Annotated in this window: 22 protein-coding genes and 1 tRNA gene; 11 read left to right on the top strand and 12 right to left on the bottom strand. The window is 60.6% G+C overall.

Annotated elements, in window-relative coordinates; genetic code table 11:
• Positions 1 to 36 precede the first annotated feature (36 nt).
• Positions 37 to 408 carry a hypothetical protein gene (locus ACHAC9_RS07935; protein ID WP_435758857.1) on the bottom strand — a complete coding sequence of 124 codons (372 nt, stop codon included), beginning with the start codon at positions 406 to 408 and terminating at the stop codon, positions 37 to 39.
• A 17-nt stretch (positions 409 to 425) separates the two neighbouring features.
• Positions 426 to 1,502, bottom strand: a complete 1,077-nt coding sequence (locus tag ACHAC9_RS07930; RefSeq protein ID WP_435758855.1) for a tyrosine-type recombinase/integrase — start codon at positions 1,500 to 1,502, stop codon at positions 426 to 428.
• Positions 1,503 to 1,646: 144 nt separating this feature from the next.
• On the opposite strand from ACHAC9_RS07930, the gene dusA reads away from it, so the two are divergent.
• The 5 genes from dusA to ACHAC9_RS07905 all read left to right on the top strand — a co-directional run bounded on the left by dusA (position 1,647) and on the right by ACHAC9_RS07905 (position 6,395).
• On the top strand, positions 1,647 to 2,666 hold the full coding sequence (dusA, locus tag ACHAC9_RS07925) for a tRNA dihydrouridine(20/20a) synthase DusA (protein WP_435758853.1): 1,020 nt from the start codon (positions 1,647 to 1,649) through the stop codon (positions 2,664 to 2,666).
• A gap of 321 nt (positions 2,667 to 2,987) precedes the next feature.
• Positions 2,988 to 4,751 (top strand): methyl-accepting chemotaxis protein, encoded by a 1,764-nt coding sequence (locus ACHAC9_RS07920; protein ID WP_435758851.1) that lies wholly within the window; start codon positions 2,988 to 2,990, stop codon positions 4,749 to 4,751.
• Positions 4,752 to 4,832: 81 nt separating this feature from the next.
• Complete coding sequence (locus ACHAC9_RS07915; protein WP_435758849.1) at positions 4,833 to 5,177, top strand: energy transducer TonB; 345 nt, start codon at positions 4,833 to 4,835, stop codon at positions 5,175 to 5,177.
• 162 nt (positions 5,178 to 5,339) lie between these two features.
• Positions 5,340 to 5,723, top strand: a complete 384-nt coding sequence (locus ACHAC9_RS07910; RefSeq protein ID WP_435758847.1) for a YXWGXW repeat-containing protein — start codon at positions 5,340 to 5,342, stop codon at positions 5,721 to 5,723.
• A gap of 234 nt (positions 5,724 to 5,957) precedes the next feature.
• Entirely contained in the window at positions 5,958 to 6,395 is a 438-nt protein-coding gene (locus tag ACHAC9_RS07905) for a YXWGXW repeat-containing protein (protein WP_435758845.1), read from the top strand.
• 103 nt (positions 6,396 to 6,498) lie between these two features.
• On the opposite strand, the gene ACHAC9_RS07900 is transcribed toward ACHAC9_RS07905, so the two are convergent.
• Complete coding sequence (locus ACHAC9_RS07900; RefSeq protein ID WP_435758843.1) at positions 6,499 to 7,635, bottom strand: ATP-binding protein; 1,137 nt, start codon at positions 7,633 to 7,635, stop codon at positions 6,499 to 6,501.
• A gap of 350 nt (positions 7,636 to 7,985) precedes the next feature.
• Here ACHAC9_RS07900 and ACHAC9_RS07895 point away from each other — a divergent pair, with 350 nt between their 5' ends.
• Positions 7,986 to 8,195, top strand: a complete 210-nt coding sequence (locus ACHAC9_RS07895) for a cold-shock protein (RefSeq protein WP_435758842.1) — start codon at positions 7,986 to 7,988, stop codon at positions 8,193 to 8,195.
• 203 nt (positions 8,196 to 8,398) lie between these two features.
• Here the strand turns inward: ACHAC9_RS07895 and ACHAC9_RS07890 are convergent.
• The 4 genes from ACHAC9_RS07890 to ACHAC9_RS07875 form a co-directional block, all read right to left on the bottom strand.
• Positions 8,399 to 8,474, bottom strand: a tRNA-His gene (locus ACHAC9_RS07890).
• An 83-nt stretch (positions 8,475 to 8,557) separates the two neighbouring features.
• Positions 8,558 to 9,403 carry a glutamate racemase gene (gene murI / locus ACHAC9_RS07885; protein WP_435758840.1) on the bottom strand — a complete coding sequence of 282 codons (846 nt, stop codon included), beginning with the start codon at positions 9,401 to 9,403 and terminating at the stop codon, positions 8,558 to 8,560.
• Between the two features lie 13 nt (positions 9,404 to 9,416).
• Entirely contained in the window at positions 9,417 to 10,949 is a 1,533-nt protein-coding gene (locus ACHAC9_RS07880) for a fumarate hydratase (protein ID WP_435758838.1), read from the bottom strand.
• A 20-nt stretch (positions 10,950 to 10,969) separates the two neighbouring features.
• The gene (locus ACHAC9_RS07875; RefSeq protein ID WP_435758836.1) at positions 10,970 to 11,578 is read right to left on the bottom strand and encodes a TIGR00645 family protein; all 609 of its coding nucleotides are present in this window, start codon (positions 11,576 to 11,578) and stop codon (positions 10,970 to 10,972) included.
• 202 nt (positions 11,579 to 11,780) lie between these two features.
• Here ACHAC9_RS07875 and acs point away from each other — a divergent pair, with 202 nt between their 5' ends.
• The 3 genes from acs (at position 11,781) to ACHAC9_RS07860 (ending at position 16,581) form a co-directional block, all read left to right on the top strand.
• Complete coding sequence (gene acs / locus ACHAC9_RS07870; protein WP_435758834.1) at positions 11,781 to 13,778, top strand: acetate--CoA ligase; 1,998 nt, start codon at positions 11,781 to 11,783, stop codon at positions 13,776 to 13,778.
• Between the two features lie 63 nt (positions 13,779 to 13,841).
• Positions 13,842 to 14,216, top strand: a complete 375-nt coding sequence (locus ACHAC9_RS07865) for a DUF2946 family protein (RefSeq protein WP_435758832.1) — start codon at positions 13,842 to 13,844, stop codon at positions 14,214 to 14,216.
• 70 nt (positions 14,217 to 14,286) lie between these two features.
• Positions 14,287 to 16,581 carry a TonB-dependent receptor gene (locus tag ACHAC9_RS07860; RefSeq protein WP_435758830.1) on the top strand — a complete coding sequence of 765 codons (2,295 nt, stop codon included), beginning with the start codon at positions 14,287 to 14,289 and terminating at the stop codon, positions 16,579 to 16,581.
• Between the two features lie 175 nt (positions 16,582 to 16,756).
• Here ACHAC9_RS07860 and ACHAC9_RS07855 read toward each other — a convergent pair whose 3' ends face one another.
• The 4 genes from ACHAC9_RS07855 to ACHAC9_RS07840 all read right to left on the bottom strand — a co-directional run bounded on the left by ACHAC9_RS07855 (position 16,757) and on the right by ACHAC9_RS07840 (position 18,626).
• Positions 16,757 to 17,176, bottom strand: a complete 420-nt coding sequence (locus ACHAC9_RS07855) for an STY0301 family protein (RefSeq protein ID WP_435758828.1) — start codon at positions 17,174 to 17,176, stop codon at positions 16,757 to 16,759.
• Complete coding sequence (locus ACHAC9_RS07850; RefSeq protein WP_435758826.1) at positions 17,173 to 17,583, bottom strand: BPSL0067 family protein; 411 nt, start codon at positions 17,581 to 17,583, stop codon at positions 17,173 to 17,175. Before ACHAC9_RS07850 ends, ACHAC9_RS07855 begins: the two co-directional genes overlap by 4 nt.
• Before the next feature lies 1 nt (position 17,584).
• Positions 17,585 to 18,073, bottom strand: a complete 489-nt coding sequence (locus ACHAC9_RS07845; RefSeq protein WP_435758824.1) for an Hcp family type VI secretion system effector — start codon at positions 18,071 to 18,073, stop codon at positions 17,585 to 17,587.
• Positions 18,074 to 18,302: 229 nt separating this feature from the next.
• Positions 18,303 to 18,626, bottom strand: a complete 324-nt coding sequence (locus ACHAC9_RS07840) for a hypothetical protein (protein WP_435758822.1) — start codon at positions 18,624 to 18,626, stop codon at positions 18,303 to 18,305.
• 210 nt (positions 18,627 to 18,836) lie between these two features.
• Here ACHAC9_RS07840 and ACHAC9_RS07835 point away from each other — a divergent pair, with 210 nt between their 5' ends.
• Positions 18,837 to 20,378, top strand: a complete 1,542-nt coding sequence (locus ACHAC9_RS07835) for a sensor histidine kinase (protein ID WP_435758820.1) — start codon at positions 18,837 to 18,839, stop codon at positions 20,376 to 20,378.
• 133 nt (positions 20,379 to 20,511) lie between these two features.
• The gene (locus tag ACHAC9_RS07830; RefSeq protein WP_435758818.1) at positions 20,512 to 21,663 is read left to right on the top strand and encodes a hypothetical protein; all 1,152 of its coding nucleotides are present in this window, start codon (positions 20,512 to 20,514) and stop codon (positions 21,661 to 21,663) included.
• Positions 21,664 to 21,862: 199 nt separating this feature from the next.
• Here ACHAC9_RS07830 and ACHAC9_RS07825 read toward each other — a convergent pair.
• The coding region (locus ACHAC9_RS07825) for a DinB family protein (RefSeq protein ID WP_435758816.1) at positions 21,863 to 22,230 on the bottom strand (368 nt) is incomplete at its 5' end.

Genomic DNA, 22,230 nt, shown 5'->3' with positions numbered 1-22,230 from the left:
CAGTCAATTATAGTTTTCTATAGCCCATTATAGTAGTTACTCGGGGGCAACTCTTGCTCCCTTCGGCGCATGTTCTCCGCAGCGAGATAAGTAAGTTTCTCCACTTACCAAAATTGCCCCCGGCCCGCCGCAGCATTCGCAAATACGGGCGGACATGGCCTCAGCCATCGTGATCATCCCGTTCTGTTCCTGGTCACCTCCGTGACCATAAAAAGAGAGCTCTCCCCACTTCTCCTTCACCTGAGAGACGACAACTTGCGGTGCACCGTTGTGGTCCGTCCAGAATTGAAGGCGCTCACACAGCATGTCTAGCAGATCGAACCAGCCGTCGTTGCACATCGTGCGTTGGCAGTCGGCGAAGATCTTCGGATAGCGCTGGCACAGCAGTGCGTCGAGCTCTTGCTTCATTGTTGTAGATCCAATAGTTAGGCTGCTCTAGCGAACTGCTCTGGCTTCCTGACAAGGCGTAACCAAGGCAGGTTTCCGTCCTCATCAGGGTGTAGGTCCTCGGCGCGAAGCTGAACATACCGAGAAAGCATCTTCCAGTCATTGTGGCCGGTGAAGATAGCGACGCGTGGGATGTCGTACCCTATCTCGAACAGCTTAGACGTACCCTCATGGCGAAGGTCGTGGAAATGCAGGTTTTCGATGCCACATGCTTGTACAGCGCGCGGGAAGATCGTAGAGATCGTGTTAACGTCATAGGGGAAGACCTTATCACTCGTGCGTGGTTGCCTGTTTAGAATCGCCCAAGCCTGGGGCAAGAGCGGCACCTTTTGATGATTGCCCTTCTTCTTCGTAGGGTGCTTCCTGTCACGTATAATGACGGTCCTTTTGTCGAAGTCGACGTCTGACCACCTGATGCTGGTAATTTCCGACGCACGCATCGTTGTTGCTACTGCGAAGTCGATGATGTCGGACATTGGGATCTTCTGGCGTGTCTTCTCGTTGAAGTGCTTCTTGATCGCGTTGAGTTCTTCTTCAGTAGGACGCCTATCTCGCCAATGTGACTTAGTCTCGAGACCCAAGTCAGACAGGTGCTCGCGGATTTCACTGAAGACAGCGATGTCAAAATCGTACTTGTGTCGCTTGCGACCAGCGCGGATGACTGCAGCTAGTTCAGCGATGTCCATGCCGATGGTAACGCCGCCAGCTCCTTCCTTTGCACGATCGCTGACAAAGAAGACGAGGCGGTCATATTTTAGGGCTGTGAGCAGCACTGAGCCGAGCATGCGCTTAATGCGGTTCAGGTTCGCTTTCTTGGTATCACCGAATGGCTTAGCAGTGGTTTCTTTACCGAAGTATTCATCAACCAGCTTGCCAACCGTGAGATCTTTCATGGCACGCTTGTCTTTGAATAGCTTTTCATTCATTTCCGTTTCGGTTTTAGCCGCCCACTTCTCGGCCTCCTTCTTGGTGTCGAAGTTTTCGGAAGTGGATGGGAAGCCTTTCTTACGTATGCGAGCCTGCCATTTTTCGCCGATTCGTTGGAATGATGCCACGTGTTCTCCATGTTCAAGTAGGGCGCTCAGCCAGCGGAATTAGGCTGAGATCGTAGGGCAAAGTGTGGCATTTTTTGTGGCGCCCGTACAGTGACACACCATGATAAATAGTGATTCAAGATGACTGATCAGAAGCAAGAAAAAATGGGTTTCTCCTGTGAGAACACAGGGGAAAAAAATATTTACAAGGGCCGTCGATTATCTGTTGCCCCGATGATGGACTGGACCGACCGCCACTGCCGCGTCTTCCACCGCCAGATCACGCGCCACACCTGGCTGTACACCGAGATGGTGACCACCGGCGCCCTGGTGTACGGCGACGTCGCGCGCCACCTGCGCTTCGACGAGATCGAGCATCCGATCGCGCTGCAGCTCGGTGGCAGCGAACCGGCGGACCTGGCGAAAAGCGCGAAGCTGGGTCAGGAGTGGGGCTATGACGAGATCAATCTGAACTGCGGCTGCCCGTCCGAGCGGGTGCAGCGCGGTGCCTTCGGCGCTTGCCTGATGAGCGAGCCGCAACTGGTGGCCGACTGCGTCAAGGCGATGCGCGATGCGGTCTCGATCGACGTCACCGTCAAGCACCGGATCGGTATCGACAAGAACGAGGAATACGGTTTCGTGCGCGATTTCGTCGGCACGATTGCCGATGCCGGCTGCCGCACCTTCATCGTCCATGCCCGCAATGCCATCCTCAAGGGTCTCTCGCCCAAGGAAAACCGCGAGATCCCGCCGCTGCGCTATGAAGTCGCCTACCAGCTCAAACGCGAGTTTCCGGACCTGGAAATCATCATCAACGGCGGCGTCAAGACCGACGATGAGATCGCGCTGCACCTGCAGCACCTCGATGGCGTCATGCTCGGCCGCGAGGCCTATCACAACCCGTATTTGATGGCGCACTGGGACGCGCGCTTCTACGGCGATACGGCAGCCCCAAAAACGCGCGCAGAAGTGCTGGCGGCGATGGTGCCGTATATCACTGCCCAGCTGGCGCAATACGGCGGGTTTGGTCTCAAGCTCAACAGCATCACGCGCCACATGCTGGGCCTGACCGCCGGTTTGCCCGGCGCGCGCGCGTTTCGCCAGATGCTGTCGGACCCGAAAAAGCTGGCCACGGCCGACCCACATCTGCTGCTCGAGGCGGCTGCACAGATCCGCAGCATGTAATGCACATCGGCAGGGGCCCGCCAGCGGCCGCCTGCCTTCTCGCGTCTTTCCTTCCGCATGACCTAATTCCCAGGCTGGTGCCTGCGCCCTTGCCGTGGAAGCCATTTGGCTTGCCCGTCTTCACTACCTCTAATCACAACGACAAGAACGCTCGTGCCTTTTCTTATTGCGTGTAGGAAATTTACTACACGGAAACGGCAAATTGTGTAGACAAATCGACCCAGGGCTTGCTCTGCAGCAAGACCCAATCCATAATTTCGACGACGGAATCTCCGACGATGCAGCACCGAAGCAAATCTGATCAACAGACAGGAAGGCGAAATGAATTTATCGAAGATGAAAGTCGGGATGCGCTTGGGACTGGGCTTCGCCCTGGTGCTGGTGCTGCTCGTTGCGGTCACCGGGGTTGGCATCATGCGCATGGCGCAGATCCAGGACCGCCTCGACCACGTGGTCAGCGTCAACAATGTGTCGAGCCGCGCCGTCATCGAGATGCGCAACAACGTCCATGACCGCCTGGCGTCGCTGCGCGTGCTGACCCTGATGACCGATGCCACCGAGATGGAGCCGGAACTCAAGCGCTTCAAGGAACAAACCGCCAAGTACGACGAAGCGCAGAAGAAACTGAGCGCCATCTTCGCCACAGCCGGCACCGCCGCAGAAAAGTCCCTGCTCGCCGAGATCAAGAGCCATGAAGCCGCCGCCATGCCGGCGATTGCCAAGGCGTCCGAGCTGTATTTGGCCAACGACGCCATGAGCGCTACCCGCGTCATGGTCAAGGAAGTGCGTCCGGTCCAGAAGAAGTGGACCGAAGCGCTCGACAAGCTGGTGACCCTGGAAGACACGCAGAGCGCCCAGAGTCAAAAGGATGCCGAGTCCGCTTTTGCCAGCACCCGTAACTTCATGGTGGGCATGCTGATTGCCGCCCTTGCCATCGGCATGGCCGCTGCCGTGGTGATCACCCGCGGCCTGATCAAGCAGCTCGGCGGCGAGCCGGACTACACGGCGAGGATCGCCACCAGCATCGCCCATGGCGACCTGGCCATTGCCATCGACACCAGTACCGCCGAACGCGGCAGCCTGCTGGCCGAGATGAACGAAATGCGCAACAGCCTGGTCGGCATCGTCGGCCAGGTGCGCCGCGGCACCGAGACCATCGGCACCGCCTCGCGTGAAATCGCAGCCGGCAACCTCGACCTGTCGTCGCGTACCGAACTGCAGGCCAGCTCGCTCGAAAAGACCGCTTCGGCGATGGAAACCCTGACGACGACCGTCAAGCAGAATGCCGAACACGCCCGTGAAGCGAACCACCTCGCGGCCAGCGCCTCGGACGTGGCCCGCAAGGGCGGCGACGTGGTGTCGCAAGTGGTCGGCACGATGGGCGAGATCAACAGCTCGGCCAGCAAGATCGCCGACATCATCGGCGTCATCGACGGCATCGCGTTCCAGACCAACATCCTGGCGCTGAACGCCGCGGTGGAAGCGGCACGTGCCGGCGAGCAGGGCCGTGGTTTCGCGGTCGTGGCTTCCGAAGTGCGTAACCTGGCGCAGCGTTCGGCAGCGGCCGCCAAGGAAATCAAGACCCTGATCGGCGACTCGGTCGAGAAGGTCGAGCGCGGCAGCAAGCTGGTCGGCCAGGCCGGCGTGACGATGGACGAAGTGGTGGCCAGCGTCAAGCGCGTCACCGACATCATGGGCGAGATCGCCAACGCCAGCGCCGAGCAGAGCGCCGGCATCGAGCAGGTGAATATGTCGATCATCGAGATGGACAGCATGACCCAGCAAAATGCGGCCCTCGTCGAAGAGGCGGCGGCAGCAGCCCAGAGCCTGCAGGACCAGGCGGGCGAACTGAGCCGCGTGGTGAGCATCTTCCGCCTGGTCGAAGGCGAAGAGCACACGATCGAACCGGCGCTGGCAGCACCAGCAGCAGTACCGAAAGCACCGGTAGCAACCCTGCCGGCGGTGCGGACCCCTGCACCACGTCCCGCACGTCCTGCCATCAAGAGCAGCGCCGCCGCGGCGGCACCGGCCAAGCCGAAGAAGGCAGCTGTGACCCCAGGCACCGACGATTGGGAAGAATTTTAAATGACGGCAAACCGCCGGACTCACTGAAAGACCGCACGCAGTCAGCGGCAGATTAACACCAACTAAACAGGAACGACAATCATGAAAAAAACTACCTTCAGCGCCATCGCAGCCTTCGCTTTCACCGTCTTCGCCGGCTCGGCGTTCGCCGCTGAAACCCCAGCCTCGTTCGACCCGTCGAAGTGCAAGGTCGACTACCCGAAAGCCTCGCTGATGAACGAAGAGCAGGGCACGACCACGATGTCGTTCCTGGTCAACGCCGACGGCAGCGTTGCCGATTCGAAGCTGGACAAGTCGAGCGGCTTCAAAGGCCTCGACAAGGCAGCCCAGAAAGGCCTGACGGCCTGCAAGTTCAAGCCGGGCATGAAAGACGGTTCGCCAGCCCAGACCTGGGCCAAGGTCGACTACGCATGGAAGCTCGACTAATCATCAGCGTCAGCATGAACAATAGCCGGCCTTGTGCCGGCTGTTTTTTTTATGAAATGCATTCTTGCGAAATGTATCGCATGTAAGCACTTGCATCAATTCAACTGTGCGGTGGAGCGTCTGGCTATAGTGGTTTCACACCGAACCGAAAGGAGCACTACCATGAAACGAATCCTCTTTACTGTCGTCGCTGCCGTGATCAGCACCGCCACTTTCGCCCCGGTAGCACAAGCACAACAACACACCCGCACCGAGGTAATCGTCGTCAAGAAGGCGCCGCCGGCACTGCGCCGCGAAGCGGTCCCTGCAGCACGCCGCGGCTATGAATGGGCGCCGGGCTACTGGAACTGGACTGGCCGCCGCTATACCTGGGTTGGCGGCCACTACGAGAAAGTCCGTACCGGCTACGTCTACGCCCGTCCTGAATGGCGCCGTAACGGCGGCGGCTGGGTCCTCGAGCGCGGCGGCTGGCAGCGTGGCGACCGCGATGGCGATGGCGTCCGCAACCGTGACGATGCACGCCCGAACAACGCCAACCGCAACTGATCGAATAGTGCCGGCACGGTCCGGCCCCTGACATCGACGATGGCCACCCTCGAGGTGGCCGTTTTTTTGCACGAATTTTTTTTGTCGACGGTCGCGCCCGCTGCAGGAAGGTGCCCCTGACGCCGGAAATGGGTCTTGCTAAAACGTATCGATTGTAAGCACTTGCATCAGTTCTACTGTGCGCCGGAAACTTTAGCTATAGTGATCTCACACCGAACCAAAAGGAGCACTACCATGAAAAGAATCCTCTTCACTGTCGCAGCTGCCATCATCAGCACCGCCGCCTTCGCTCCGGTCGCTCAAGCACAGCACACCCGAACCGAGGTCATCGTCGTGCAGAAGGCGCCGCCTGCGCTGCGCCGCGAAGCAGTCCCGGCAGCACGCCGAGGCCATGTGTGGGTGCCTGGTTACTGGAACTGGACCGGCCGTCGCTACACTTGGGTTGGCGGCCGCTACGAGAGGGTTCGTGCCGGCTACGTCTACGCTCGCCCTGAATGGCGCCGTGACCGCGGCGGCTGGGTGATGGAGCGCGGCGGCTGGCAGCGCGGTCCAAACGGCGACCGTGACCGCGATGGCATCCCGAACTACGCCGACCGCCCGAACCGCGACCGCGATGGCGATGGCGTGCGCAACCGTAACGACGCGCGTCCGGACAATCCGAACCGTTATTGATCGGGAGGCGCTGGCGAAAGCCGGCGCCTGACATGAGGAAGGCCACCGATGGTGGCCTTTTTTTTGCCGGCGCCAGGTACCTGACTGCGTGGCAGTTCGGCGTCTAGCCGCCGGATGCGGTATCGGAGGCGCCCTGAAAGCCCTTCGGCATGGACGGCATCGTCAGCGTGAAGGTCGTCCCGTCATCTTCATTCGACACCAGCTTGACCTTTCCGCCGTGCGCGTGCACGATCTCGCGCGAAATGTAGAGGCCGATCCCAAGGCTGGTGCGTTCGATGGAGTCGCTGTTGACGTTCGCGGCGATGCGCACCATCGGATCGAACACGCTCACTATCCTGTCGGGTGCAATCGCTTTACCGCGGTTATTCACCGCAATGACGATGTCGGCCTCGGTACTGGTCACCCGTACTGTTACCGGCACCTCGCGGTTGCCGTACTGGATAGCGTTGCCGATCAGGTTAGATAACACCTGGGCGATGCGGCTGTCGTCGAAAATGGCGTCCAGGTGGGGTGGCACGTGCAGGTCGATCAACTGCTCGGGGTGGTAAGTGCGCAGTTCGTTCACGACCTCTTCGCACACGGCCACGATGCTGCTCTGCTTGACCCGGATCGGAATGCCGTGGCCGAGGTGGGTGCGCGTGAAATCGATCAGGTCATTGATCAGCTTGCTCATGCGCTTGGCGCTGTTGAACATGCGGGTGGCAACCAGGATGTAGCGCGGCGGGATATCGATTGCCTGCATCATGAAGCTCGATCCGGTCACCACCGTGCCCAGCGGGTTGCGCAAGTCGTGGCCAAGGATCGCCAGGAACATGTTCTGCGATTGCCTGACCATGTATTCGTAGCGCCCCACCGATTCGGCCAGGGCCTGGTCGATCGCCTCGTTGAAGCGTGTCACGTCGATGATGTGCGCGGCCCGGGCTTCGCCGATGTCGGCAGCCCAGAGTGTCAGCACGCTCGCGCGCAGGGCGCGGTATTCCGATACCAGCTGGACCACGGTATATCCCGACAGCAGGCGCGCTTCGGCGTGCGTTTCGGCAGCCGTATCATCCGGTCCGCGCTTGCCGAGGCCTTTCGACTTGTTGGTGCTCTCCTGCGTCGATTGCGGCGTGCCCAGGTCGGATGCGATTGCAAGCAGCATCTGGCGGGCATGGTCACGCAGTTCGGCGTCATCCATGGTCAGTGCCGGCGGCTCGATGGTGCGTGCAAAATCCTCCCATGCCTGCAGAATCGACTCCATATTGTCGTGTATGAAGTTGCCTAATCGTTGCTCTGTCATGATATTCGTACCTTATATTCCCCGATTCCGCGATATTTTCGTCCAACCGGTTTTCGATGATAACAGCCATTGCCTGCACTGATGCGTATTCACACACAGCAGCCCGGTTCCAATTAGATTGAAAATTATTAGGACAATTCCCGAAAGTGCTGTATCTTCTGCCTCGCACTACGTCAAGTCGTTGTTATTGTTGGTCTTTCTTTCCTGTCTCGCCTTTCGGCGGTCCCGTTTGATTCCCTCCCGTTACACCCTCTCTTGGTCGAAAGTGCATTTCGGGCACTCATGCCCCATGCAAATCTAAAGGAATGTAAATGACTACTCAAACCGGCACAGTAAAATGGTTCAACGATGCAAAAGGCTTCGGCTTCATTACGCCTGACGCAGGCGGCGACGATCTGTTCGCCCATTTCCAGGACATTCAATCGCAGGGTTTCAAAAGCCTGTCGGAAAACCAGCGCGTCTCGTTCGAGCGCTCGACCGGCCCTAAAGGCGAAAAAGCTGGAAACATCTGCGTGATCTGATCGGCTGGCCAGATACCCGGCGCGCACCACGCAGATAGCGTGGGCGAGGCTGGCGGGAAAAGCTGTCACGTGTAAAAACCCGCCAATGGCGGGTTTTTTGCATGTGGGGGGTGGGCAGGGGAGCTGTTGATGAAAACTGCGCGGGAATGAAAAAAGGGTTACACGCCGAAGCATGTAACCCTTTCTTTTTACTGCTGAATTCTTGGGGTGGCTGATGGGGCTCGAACCCACGACAACAGGAATCACAATCCTGGACTCTACCAACTGAGCTACAGCCACCACTGTCTTGCTTTCCATCTCTGCATTGCCGAGACAGAGCAAGATTATACAAACTTCAAAGCAAACTGGCAAATCTATTTGTTCTACCCGGTCAACATGGCGCCGGCAGGATCTGCAAGGACCGCGTGCGTGGGCGGATCGAGGCCGAGCAGGGCGGAAAAGGCAGACGAGAGCGCAGTCGCGCTGGCGCTCGTGTAGCCGTCGAGGCGGGCAGGGACGTCGCTTGTCGTGCGCGCGATGCCGCTCGCCGCCAGTAGCCGCGCCAGGTGGCGCGCCACTGCCTCGCCGGTGTCGATCAGGGTGACAGGGCGGGAGCTACTCCCCGCGATCACGCGCTCGATCGCGGCTTGCACCAGCGGATAGTGGGTGCAGCCGAGTACCAGCGTGTCGGCGCCTTGTGCCAGCAGGGGTTCGATATAACGGCGCAGCAGGCTGGTCGTGGCATCGGAGTCCAGTTCGCCCAGTTCGATCTGGTCCACCAGGCCGTGACAATGCTGGAGCAGGAAGCGTGCGCCGGTGCTTTGCGCGATCTGGTCGCGCAGCAGCAGGAACTTTTTACCGCCGAGCGTCACTTCGGTCGCGAGTACCCCGACGGTGTTGCTGCGCGAAGCGGCCGCAGCCGGTTTGAGTCCCGGTTCGACGCCCACGATCGGCATGGCTGGATAGCGCTCGCGCAGCACGGCAATCGCGGCGACGGTGGCCGTGTTGCAGGCCACGACAATCGCCTTTGCACCATGCCGGACAAAAAAATCGCCGATTGCGAGCACACGCTCGACCACCAGCTGTTCCGGTTTCGCGCCGTAGGGGGCGAAGCCGGAATCGGCGAAATACATCAGGTGCTCGTGGGGCAGTTGCGCGCGGATATGGCGCAGGACGGACAGGCCGCCGACGCCGGAGTCGAAGATGCCGATGGGGGCGTCGGGGGACATGTGGAGTGTGGATTTACATTGCGTTGATTGGAATGCCCTTCAGCGATTCGATCTTCGCCGCCCATTCCTTCGGACCGGTGTTGTGCACCGAGGTACCGGTCGAATCGACCGCCACCGTTACCGGCATGTCCTGAACGTCGAACTCGTAGATCGCTTCCATGCCCAGGTCTTCGAAGCCGACGACCCTCGCCGACTTGATCGCTTTTGAGACCAGGTAAGCCGAGCCGCCGACCGCCATCAGGTAGGCCGACTTGTGGCGCTGGATCGATTCGATCGCCATCGGGCCGCGCTCGGCCTTGCCGATCATCGAAATCAGGCCGGTTTGCTCGAGCATCATGTCGGTGAACTTGTCCATGCGGGTCGCCGTCGTCGGACCGGCAGGACCCACGACTTCGTCGCGCACCGGATCGACCGGGCCGACATAGTAAATGACGCGATTCGTGAAGTCGACCGGCAGCGATTCGCCGCGTGCCAGCATGTCCTGGATGCGCTTGTGGGCGGCGTCGCGGCCGGTCAGCATCTTGCCGTTCAGGAGCAGGGTCTGGCCCGGTTTCCAGGAGGCGACTTCTTCTTTCGTCAGCGTGTTGAGGTCGACGCGCTTCGATTTTTCGGTGTCCGGTGTCCACTGCACGTCAGGCCAGGTCGACAGCGCCGGCGGTTCGATGTACGAAGGACCCGAGCCGTCCAGCACGAAGTGGGCGTGGCGCGTGGCCGCGCAGTTCGGGATCATGGCCACCGGTTTCGATGCCGCGTGGGTCGGGTACATGTTGATCTTGACGTCCAGCACGGTCGTCAAACCGCCCAGGCCCTGGGCGCCGATACCGAGCGCATTGATCTTGTCGCACAACTCGATACGCAGCTCTTCCGTCTTGTTCTGCGGGCCGCGCTGCTTCAATTCGTACATGTCGATGTCTTCCATCAACGATTCCTTGGCCATCAGCATCGCCTTTTCGGCAGTGCCGCCGATGCCGATGCCAAGCATGCCTGGTGGGCACCAGCCGGCGCCCATCAGCGGCACGGTCTTCATGACCCAGTCGACCAGCGAATCGGATGGATTGAGCATCACGAACTTGGTCTTGTTCTCCGAGCCGCCGCCCTTGGCTGCGACTTTCACGTCGACCGTGTGGCCTTCGACCAGTTCCATGTGGACCACGGCCGGCGTGTTGTCCTTGGTGTTCTTGCGCTCGAAATGCGGGTCGGCCACGATCGAGGCGCGCAGCTTGTTGTCGGCGAAGTTGTACGCGCGGCGCACGCCCTCGTTGACGGCGTCGGTGACGGTGCCTGTAAAACCTTCGAAGCGCACGCCCATACCGATCTTGAGGAACACGTTGACGATGCCGGTGTCCTGGCAGATCGGACGCTTGCCTTCGGCGCACATGCGCGAATTGGTCAGGATCTGCGCGATCGCGTCTTTCGCGGCCGGGCTTTGCTCGGCCTCGTAGGCGCGCGCCAAATGCTGGATGTAGTCAGCCGGATGGTAGTAGCTGATGTACTGCAGCGCGGCTGCAACCGATTCGATCAGGTCTTCCTGCTTGATGACAGTCATGAAATTCTCGCGAAAAGGGATTAGTGGTTTTTTGCCGCATGCGTCGTCATGACGATGCGGTCGGTATAGGCGATCGCCATGGCCGACAGCAGGAAGGCGAAGTGGATGATGGTTTGCCACATCATCGTCTCGTCCTTGTACGACGCCGCGTTGATGAAGGTTTTCAACAGGTGGATCGACGAGATGCCGATGATCGCCATGGCCAGCTTGGTTTTCAGGACCGAGGCATTCACGTGCGACAGCCATTCCGGCTGGTCCGGATGGCCTTCGAGATTCATGCGCGACACAAACGTCTCGTAACCGCCGACGATGACCATGATGAGCAGGTTCGAGATCATGACGACGTCGATCAGTCCCAGCACCACCAGCATGATCGTCACTTCGGTCAGCTTCGTCGGACGGTCCGCGCCCGGAACGGTGACGGCGTCGAGGATATGCTCGAGCGAGGCGACATTGCCCATGGCGGCGCCAATCAGGTCTTTCAGTTCGACCCAGAAATGGAAAACGTAGACACATTGCGCCAGGATCAGGCCCAGGTACAGAGGCAGCTGCAGCCAGCGGCTCGAAAAAATCAGGCGGTTCAGGGGGGTAAGCTTTTGCGGCTCGCGTGCGGGTTGGTTTTGCGCCATCAGGTACGACTCCAGAGTTCCGACAAAATTCAGCCCATCATTTTACACCTCTGGCGCGCGCTTGCCGATGGCCGCGCCACAATGACCGGCCATTGGTAAAATCACACCTGAATAGGGAAGGTGCGATGCACAGGGCATGTAAGGGCTCAGTAAGCGGACGCACCTAAGGTGTCTGGACAAAACTACTACGATGGAGACGAACATGGCCGAGAACGAGACCAAGCAGGAAAATCATGGTTTGCAGGAGCACCGCGTGTTCCCTCCGCCGCCGGCATTCACCGCGAATGCCGCCATTGCCGGCATGGACGCCTACGACAAGCTGTGCGCCGAAGCAGCCACCGATTACGAAGGGTTCTGGGCGCGCCTGGCGCGCGAACACCTCGACTGGCACAAGCCGTTCACCAGCACCCTGGACGAGTCGAACGCGCCATTTTATAAGTGGTTCGCCGATGGGCAACTGAACGCCTCGTACAATTGCCTCGACCGCAATCTGCAGAACGGCAACGCCGAAAAGACCGCGATCATCTTCGAGGCCGACGACGGCACCGTCACGCGCGCCACCTACCGCGAGTTGCATGCGCGCGTCTGCAAGTTCGCCAACGGATTGAAAAGCCGCGGCATCGGGAAGGGCGACCGCGTCATCATCTATATGTCGATGTCGATCGAAGGCATTGCCGCGATGCAGGCCTGCGCCCGCATCGGCGCTACCCACTCGGTCGTGTTCGGCGGCTTTTCCGCGAAGTCGCTGCAGGAACGCATCATCGATGCCGGTGCCGTGGCCGTGATCACCGCCGACGAGCAACAGCGCGGCGGTAAGTCGCTGCCCCTGAAAGCCATCGTCGACGAGGCACTGGCGCTGGGCGGCTGCGACACCATCCGTAACGTCATCGTTTATCGTCGCACCGGCGGCAACATCGCCTGGAGCGAAGGACGCGACCTCTGGCTGCACGAACTGGTCGATAGTCAGTCTGCCGAGTGCGAACCGGAATGGGTCGACGCCGAGCATCCGCTGTTCATCCTCTACACCTCGGGCTCGACGGGTACGCCGAAGGGCGTCCAGCACTCGACCGGCGGCTACCTGCTGTGGGCCGCGCTGACGATGAAATGGACCTTCGACATCAAGCCAAGCGATGTGTTCTGGTGCACCGCCGACATCGGCTGGGTCACCGGCCACAGCTATATCACCTACGGGCCGCTGGCCGTCGGCGCCACCGAGATCGTGTTCGAGGGCATTCCAACCTTCCCGAACGCCGGCCGCTTCTGGGACACCATCGCCAAGCATAAAGTCTCGATTTTCTACACTGCGCCGACCGCGATCCGCTCGCTGATCAAGGCGTCCGATGTTGACGAGAAAGTTCATCCTAAGAACTACGACCTGTCCTCGTTGCGCCTGCTCGGTTCGGTGGGCGAGCCGATCAATCCGGAAGCCTGGATGTGGTACTACAAGAATATCGGCCAGGAACGCTGCCCGATCGTCGATACCTTCTGGCAGACCGAAACGGGCGGCCACATGATCACGCCGCTGCCGGGCGCCACGCCGATGGTGCCGGGTTCGTGCACCTTGCCTTTGCCGGGCATCATGGCGGCCATCGTCGACGAGGCCGGCGCGGACGTGCCGAACGGGCAGGGCGGAATCCTGGTGGTAAAACGTCCGTGGCCGTCGATGATCCGCACCATCTGGAACAATCCGGAACGCTTCCGTACCAGCTACTTCCCTGAAGAACTGGGCGGCAAGTACTACCTGGCTGGCGACGGTGCGATCCGGAACAAGGACACGGGTAATTTCACCATCACCGGCCGCATCGACGACGTGCTGAACGTATCCGGTCACCGCATGGGCACGATGGAAATCGAGTCGGCGCTGGTGGCGAATCCTTTGGTCGCCGAAGCGGCCGTGGTCGGCAAGCCGGACGAAACCACCGGCGAATCGATCTGCGCCTTTGTCGTGCTCAAGGGGCCGCGTCCGACGGGCGAGGAAGCGAAGAAACTGGCGCTTGAATTGCGCAACTGGGTCGGCAAGGAGATCGGTCCGATCGCCAAGCCGAAGGAAATCCGCTTCGGCGATAACCTGCCGAAAACGCGTTCGGGCAAGATCATGCGCCGCCTGCTGCGCGTGCTGGCCAAGGGCGAGACGATCACCCAGGACGTGTCGACGCTGGAAAACCCGGCTATTCTGGAGCAGCTCAAGGAATCGGCGTAATCCTTGTAGTGAGGGCCGGCCCGCGGTCCGTGCGCGGGCTGTTTTTCTCTATATACTTTGTGCATGACACGGCTCTTTCGACATGCGCTGGCCACCTGGATCGCTTTGCTTGCGCTCCTGTTCGGCGCGCTTGCGCCGACGCTGTCGCACGCCTTTGTGCGCGCCGGCGGGCCGGCGATCGAATTTCCGATTTGTAGCGCAGTTGGCCATACCGCGGCAGACGTGAAAACGGCGGGCCTCCCCGACCTGGGGCCCGATCCGTTCCAGCATTGTCCGTATTGCGCCGACGGGCATCACGCGCCTGGCCTGCTGCCAAAGTCGCCGGCCGTCCCCGTTGTCGTGGGCAGCCCGGTACACCCCTTCCTGTTTTACCAATCCTCCGAGCCCTCCTTTCACTGGGCCGCGAGTAAATCGCGCGGACCGCCCCTCGTTTCCTGATCTGCCTTTGACACTGTAGCGCATGCCAAGCGGCATGTGCTGCGTTCGCATTGTACGAACAGGAACGCTGATGAAACCGACAAAAACCTCACTCGCGCTGACCATCCTGGCCGCGTTCAGCACCACTGCCGATGCGCAGGAAGCCACCTTGACGGACGCCCCGGTCAAGCAAATGGGTACCGTCATCGTGACCGGCAACCGTCCGACCTCGCTGCCGACCCAGATCCCGACCACGATCGAAGGCATTACCGCCGCGGAAATTGCCCGCACGATCAACGCGACGGACGCCGAAGACGCCCTCAAATACCTGCCGAGCCTGCTGGTACGCAAGCGCTACATCGGCGACTACAACCACGCCGTGCTGTCAACGCGGGCCTCGGGCACCGGCAACAGCGCGCGCTCGGCCGTGTACGCCGACGGCATCCTGCTGTCGAACTACCTCGGCAACGGCGCCACCTTCGCGCCGCGCTGGGGGATGGTCACGCCCAGCGAAATCGAGCGCGTCGACGTGCTCTACGGACCGTTCTCGGCGGCGTATGGCGGCAATTCTGTCGGCGCCGTGGTCGACTACGTTACGCGCATGCCGCGCCGTTTCGAAGCGCACGCCAAGCTGTCGCTGTCGCACCAGCCGTTCCGGCTGTACAACACGCGCGAACATTTCAATGGCCGGCAGGGCAGCGTGTCGTTGGGCAATCGCGAGGGCGCCTGGTCCTGGTTCATCGACCTCAGCCGCAACGACAGCGATGGCCAGCCACAAACTTTCCTTACCCGGCTGCCTGGCGCCGGGGGGGCGAGTGTGAACCCGGACAGCGTCACCGGCGCCGTGCCGGGACAGGACCGGAGTTTCCGTGACTGGCTGATCCTCGGCAGCGCCACCCAGTACCAGACGGTGCAGGACCATCTGAAAGCCAAGCTCGCCTACGATGTCTCGCCTTCCTTGCGTGCGACGTATGTGCTGGGCCTGTGGAGGAACGATTCCGAAGGCCGGCCCGCCAGCTACCTGAGCAATAGCGCCGGCCAGTCGGTCTACAGCGGCCCGGTCACGATCGACGGCCGGACCTATACGCTCGGCCAAACCGATTTCAATGTCTCCAACGAACGACTGCGCCACGTGATGCATGGCCTGACCGTAAAGCGTTACACGAAAGGCGTCTTCGATTGGGAACTGGCTGCCAGCCTCTACGACTACGATGAAGACACCCTGCGTGCCGCGACGGTGGCGCTGCCGGGTGCACTGAATGGCGGCGCAGGGCGCATCGTCGATGGCAGCGGCACCGGCTGGAATACCTTCGCCGCCAAGGGAATCTGGCGCCCGCGGGGGCAGGGCGGGGCGCACATCGTCGAGTTCGGCTACCAGCGCGAAGCCTACAAGCTGGCGAGTATTGAAAATGCGACGCCACACTGGATCGATGGCGGGGCAGGCGCGCGCAACTCGGCCTTCGGTGGCCGCACGCAAATCCAGGCGCTTTACGCGCAGGACACCTGGCGCTTCGCACCGCGCTGGAAAGCCGTGCTTGGACTGCGCATGGAGCGCTGGGAGGCGAGCGAGGGACGCACGTCGAATGCGACCAGGACCGTGACGCATCCGGAGCGGCACGGGACGTTTGCCTCACCGAAGGCGGCGCTGGCCTGGCAGGCCACGCCCGACTGGGTCCTGAAGGCGTCCGTTGGCCGCGCGGTGCGCATGCCGACCGTCTCCGAGCTCTACCAGGGTGGCGTGAACGGCGTTGGCGTCCTGATCAACAACGATCCGAATCTCGCGCCGGAGCGCTCCTGGACCGGCGAGCTGACGGCCGAGCGCAAGTTCGAAGCCGGAACGCTGCGTTTGACAAGCTTTGGCGAGCGCACGCGCGACGCTCTGTATTCGCAGACGAATGTGCTGGTCACGCCAAACGTCACGAACGTCCAGAACGTCGGACGCATCGACACGAAAGGCGTCGAGCTGGCCTATGGCGCGAGCGACGTGCGCTGGGCAGGGTTGGACCTGAATGCCAGCCTGACCTGGACCGATTCACGGATCGAGCGCAACGCCAATTTCCCGGTCAGCGTGGGCAAGCGCCAGCCGCGCATTCCGGAGTGGCGGGCGACGGGGGTGGCAAGCTATCGCGTGAGTGACAAGCTGGCGCTGACCCTGGCGGCGCGTTACAGCGGGGACCAGTTCTCGACCCTGGATAACTCGGACCCAAATGGATTTGCCTACCAGGGAGCCAGCAAGTATTTCACGGCCGATTTGCGGGCAACGTACCGTCTGAATGCGCAGTGGAGTGTGGCGGTCGGGATCGATAACCTGAACAATTATCGGTACTGGAATTTCCATCCGTATCCGCAGCGGACGTTTTTGGCGGAGCTGAAGTACGACTTGTAGCTTTCGAAGGGTGGGCCGGGCCGCGAAAGGCACTTGTTCCTACGTGGTACGGCACATGCGTGATGCCTACGTGTGCAAATGCATGCAAGCGTTTGCATCGCGAAAAACCGGCAATGAGAAAGGCCACCCAAGGCTGATCTCAAGCCAGTAAGCGACTCGGCGCTGTAAAGAGGCGCTACTGACAGCTGACTTGAACGTTCGGCTCCTGAGGAAACTTCTTCTTCTCATGCGTCAGCGTACATGCTGTGGTCGTGTCCGCAACACGGCGGGCTAGCTGCACATTTCCGCCAGCTCCGTAATAGCAGATGAACCACTTCTCTGGTGGGTCCTGCTCCCGATCGAATCCGAAAAAGGTCTGGGAGCCACCTTTGATTCGGTGCGCGCTGCCGTGAAGTTCTCCGCGTCGGGCAAGCGGGCCTGTCGCCATGCCAGCGCCCTCCAGGGGCAACTTTCCGAGAACGAGACCGGTATCCCACTTTCCACTTTCGGGCAGCCTTACGTCTTCAAGCGGATACCGGGACGGGCATTCAATACGTAGCTCAGCGGCGCGTGCCGGTAACGCGAGGAGTACAGCGGCAAGGAATAGAAGTCTCATCGGACCACGTAAAAATGTTCAGAGTTATCGGAATCATCCATCGAATTTCCGTCGATACGGAGCTTGTGGCCGCGTGGGTAAATGCTGCGCGCGCTGATGCGTGGCTTGCGCTTCCACTGATCAATCACCACAATATACTGCGGCTTCCCAGTCTTTTGACTTCGGGGACCGGAGTAAAGATAGAGCGCCGCGTGGTTGCCCGTCGGTCTGCTCGGGTATCTTCCATTTTCGAACGTCGCGATCACCGTGCCAGGCGCAATCGCGATGGCATCCATGACGCGTTCGCCTGGACGCCACGTACTTGTATGACCGACTTTCGTAAGTTCCTGGACTAACGCGACGCAATTCCCATCGCCGAGCTTGTGTTTCCCTTCAAGACCCCGCGCCTTTGAATAGACGTATGGCATATCATGCTGGCCGGTTCGTTGCCAGATTCCAGCCACCTGCCGTATTGCCAGCGGAACTGCCGGCAATACGCTGCTGGGTATAGCGCCACCGTACTTGCGAAAACTTGAGACCGATACTCTCTTGTAGAAGGCCCATACCGAGGATCGGGGAGATCGTGCCGATGAGGACGTTTTCTAATTCAATCTCGAAATACTTGATCGGGTTGCCATCGCCGTCCGCACGCATGAATTCGAGAGTCGCCTTCGGGATCGTCTTGCCCATCGCGCAGGTCTGCATAAGAATTGGCGAAGAGAGGTCACAGAGCTTCTCGAAGCTGACTTCAGAGAGTTCGGCGCGCTCTGCAGTGTGGCCACCCGCCGTTGAGGCCGTCGCGCTCTTTGGTTGCTGGATTGCCCACCGCACGCCTGAGACTTCAATCCACTCCCTATGCCCGTGATCTTGGGATTCGCCTTTGATTCCATCGAACCGCAGATACGCATCGCTTGCCATATTGCCTCCTGTCTGTAAAGAGGCAATTTTGCTGTTGCTAAATTTACTGGAACTTGGCTTGGCTCAACCGATGGGCTATTGAGTGCCGATTTTCGATCCTGGCGCCATATGGTATGGAATGTACTCGAGCCCAGCAGAAGCAAATACAACAAAAAATGCCAGTCAGCCTCACTGACCGGCATTCGTCTGAATGGCGGTGTTGTCGATGACCAGGGCCTGGGCCTGTAACTTACGACCCCGCGAACGGGCTGCCAACGAGGCCCACGGCCAGCTCCGCCCACACGAACACGAAGCACAGCGCAATCACCGCGATGGCGATAAAGCGCGACTTGAGCGTAGGCAGCTTGGCCCGTGCCAGTTCGAACAGCAGACCGGTGCCGGCCAACAGGATGGCTGCGATCACGAAATCGCTGACAGTCCAATTGACTTCGCCGGTGAACTGCATGGCCACAAACGGAATCAGGAGAATAGCCGCCGTGCCGAGCAGGACGCGCAGGAATTGTTTGCTGCCGATCTGCTTTGCTGGTTCGTTTCCGCCTGCCATGGTGTTCATCGTCGTTCTCCTGAGTGTGAGGGGAGCCAGCTGTCAGTTTCCCATGATTGGAGGATGGGTTCAACCGGTAAATACGCCGCGCCCACGCCATATCGACTGATACGTGACAGCACCTGTCGGCGGCGTGCCGCGCGGGCTCGGCACTGCGATTACAATGGTCGTTTCTCAGCTGTGGGTTTCAGATTGGAAAAATCCTCCGTTCACCAACCCTTGCTCCATGTCATCCTCCTGATCTGCTTCCTGCTCGGGACGGCCAATGCCATCGGCTGGGTATGCGATATTCCGGCATTGGTGTCGCTATTCGAGCAGCTGCCGAAGATGGTGCCCACTACCACCTTCCTGGTACTGTCGAGCGTCGTCAGCTTGTGGCTCCAGCTGCGTCCGCCCGCAGGAACGCGCCTTGCATTCATGCTCGGCGCCATCGTGTGTATTACTGCACTGTTTATCCTCGGATGCCACTTGGCCGGCATCGCGCCACCGCCGTTTGTGCTCTCGAGAGGCAGTGCGCAGTCTGCGCTCAGTATCTCCGCGCCAGTGACGGCAGGGATGTTCAGCGCGCTGGGTCTCGCGTGCGCCCTGCTGGCGCGGGGCCGGCACCTGATGCTTGCGCAGCTTGCGGCCATGGCGGTCCTGCTGCTGTCCGTGCTCAACTTCGTCGGTTATTTTTTCCAGGGCACGCTCCTGTACGAATCACTGCCCGGCAAGGGTGTGTCCCTGCCGACGACCGTCGCAGCCATTTTCCTTTGCTGTGCTGCGCTGATGCTGCGGCCGTCGCAAGGCATCATGACCGTCATCGCGGGCGCTTCAGCCAGTGCCCGCATCGCGCGCCAGCTATTCGTCTCGGCGCTGGCAGTGCCCGTACTGCTTGCTGCCTGCGCCGTCGCGGCGCTGGACGCCGGGCTGTATGACGCGCAGACGCTGCTGCCCTTGCTCGCCTGGGGAACGATCGTCCTGTTGGCGCTGCTGATCTGGCGTTTCGCCTTCCGGCTGTATGACATCGACGTTGCCCGCACCCGCGCCGAACAGGACTTGCAGGCAGCGCTGCAGCAACTGCGGGACGAGCGCGACCGCAAGGACATCTTCCTTGCCACGCTTGCCCACGAGCTGCGCAACCCGCTCGCGCCGATCCAGTCCGCTGCCGAGGTGCTGCACCACATGCGCGATCCCGACAAGGCGCGCATCGACAGGGTCAGTAGCACGATCCTGCGCCAGGTCGACAACATGGTGCACCTGGTCGACGACCTGATGGACGTGTCGCGTATCGGCCGTGGCCAGCTGACGCTTGACGTCCAACCCGTCGATCTACGGTCGGCAATCAATGACGCCCATGAGCAAGTGCGCCCGGCGATCGAGCGCAAGCGGCATGCATGCCGCCTCGATCTTGCGTCGGAACCCGTTGTCGTGCTTGGCGACCACAAGCGACTGGTGCAGGTGATGGCGAACCTGCTCAACAATGCGGCCAAGTACACGCCCGAGGGTGGGGTATTGACGCTGCAGTTGACGGCTGACGCGCAGCACGCGCGCATCGCCGTGCAGGACAATGGGAGCGGGATCGATGCGGCGCTGCTACCGCGGGTGTTCGAAACGTTTACGCAGGCGGCGCTGACCCCGGATCGGCGTGAGGGCGGGCTGGGACTGGGGCTGGCGCTGGTGAAGCGTTTGATCGAACTGCATGGCGGGACCGTACAGGCCGAAAGCGACGGGGTCAATGCGGGAAGTACGTTCACGGTCGTGTTGCCGAGGATAAGTTAGGGCAATACCGTTTCAGCGGGAGGGCCTTGGTTCCTTTCCACATTGCTTCGTACATCTTCTTACAAACCGGGCTAACACAATTTTCAAAAGGCGCTAAGCTCTACCCTCGGAACTGAGAAGCGGGTAGCACATCATGAAGACGCAACTGCTTGAAGACATCGGCCACAGCGCTGAAATATCCCTGACGTCTTCAAAAACAGTCGGAAATTCCACAGCAGACAAAGCGGTGCAAAACCTTGCACCTGCAGGGCAGGCACTGCCAGCCAGGCCCCGTTCTGCCCTCGGCGTGTGGAGGCAGAAGCCTGCAGACGAGCCGCTAATTTCCATCACGCAGCAGCCAGATCAGCAACCGACACCCCTGGAGTTACACACCCTGTTCGAGGAAATCGCCGCCCTTGAGGCGCAGTTTGTACCTCCATTGCGGCAACATGAGCCTGCCATTGCCCCGGCCGAGCCCAGGCACGAACTTCCCACGCCCCCATCCGAGCCATTGACGCCCGCGCTTGCCCCAGCCGAAGCTACGCTGCCGAACCAGACGCAAGATGCGACGGCGCCGCACGACCCGTTGTTCGACTTCACAATGCCTTTGCCTGCAGAACAGGCAGCCGATCCGTTCGTGCATGTCGCGCCCACACGGTCCAGGCAGCGCTATCTCCTGTGGGCCGCGTGCTTGCTCGCGGGTGGGCTGCTCATCCAGGGCGGGCGGTGGTTGTACCAGGAGCGCAACGATGCCGAATCGCTCGCCCTCATCGCCAACGAAGCGAAAGAAAAGCTTCAAGCCGAGAACGGCGTGAACCTGCCAGCGCTTGCTGCAAAGGAGTTCACGGCGGGCCTTGGCGACGACCTGCGTGTACCGGCCCCTGTGCCCGCAATCCTTCCTTCACCTGCTGCGCCACCCCTCGTGATGCTCGATCCCGAGCCGTCTGACGCTACCGAGGTCGAGCAAAGCGCTCCATTGGTGGCGAGCCCGGCAGAGCAACCGACGGCGGTCAAGCCTGAACCTGTCGCGAAACAAGGGTCCGCTTCTCCGTCACCGAAGCGCCCCAGCCGCCTGGCGCGCCGTCAGTCAGACGCGGCAACCAAGCCGTCGATGGAACGGGGCAGACGCGATCCCGTCCGTCAGATTGCACGCGCATCCGCCATTGGGACGGAAACGCCAACCGGCCGTGACACCACATTGGCAGCAACGCTGAGGGCGTGCAGGGAACGTGGATATCACACGACGCAATGCATCAAGCGGGGGTGCAGCGTGACTGAATATGGGTTCGTTTGCCGTGGGCGGTGACCATCACCACGTGGACTAAAGGGAAAGACGCGGACTTCAGGTAATGCATCCTGTCAGCTTGCCCGCAGGCGTCGTGACCAACGCGCAGTCATTCAGGACTTCCTCGTGGTTCTCGGAGACCTGAGCCGCTCATGGCCGACTGCAAACGTTCAGTAGAACCGCATACGGACCCGAAGCGGACCTTTAACTCAACTATTCGTCAGGGCGCCCTGCGCACTGCTTCACTGTGATGCAGGAACTTTGTGTAGAGATCGCGTGGCGGTGCAACGGAAATCGACTTGAGCACTTGTCCGACATTGCCCCGATGGTATCCACCATGGGTGAGCACGTGAAGCAGCACTTCTTCGCGAGACATGCGGCCCGGGTCTCCATCGGTAAAAGTGAAGTCGAGAATTTCCGCCGCCTCAGCGGCCGTGAGCGATGATACGTACTTCTGATACCAGGCATCGGTGGCCTCAACATCCTCGCGCAGTTGAGAAAGTGACGGCGTTGCCCTTGTATTCGTAGCGTCAAAGGGTCTGGATTCCCCGCTCAAGTGAGCACGAAAGATTCGGTCAACCACGTAGA

Source organism: Massilia sp. CMS3.1 (assembly GCF_051262535.1).
Taxonomy (GTDB): domain Bacteria; phylum Pseudomonadota; class Gammaproteobacteria; order Burkholderiales; family Burkholderiaceae_D; genus Telluria.
Note: the sequence above shows the minus strand (reverse complement) of the source record. Positions and strands in the feature narration are given on the sequence as shown.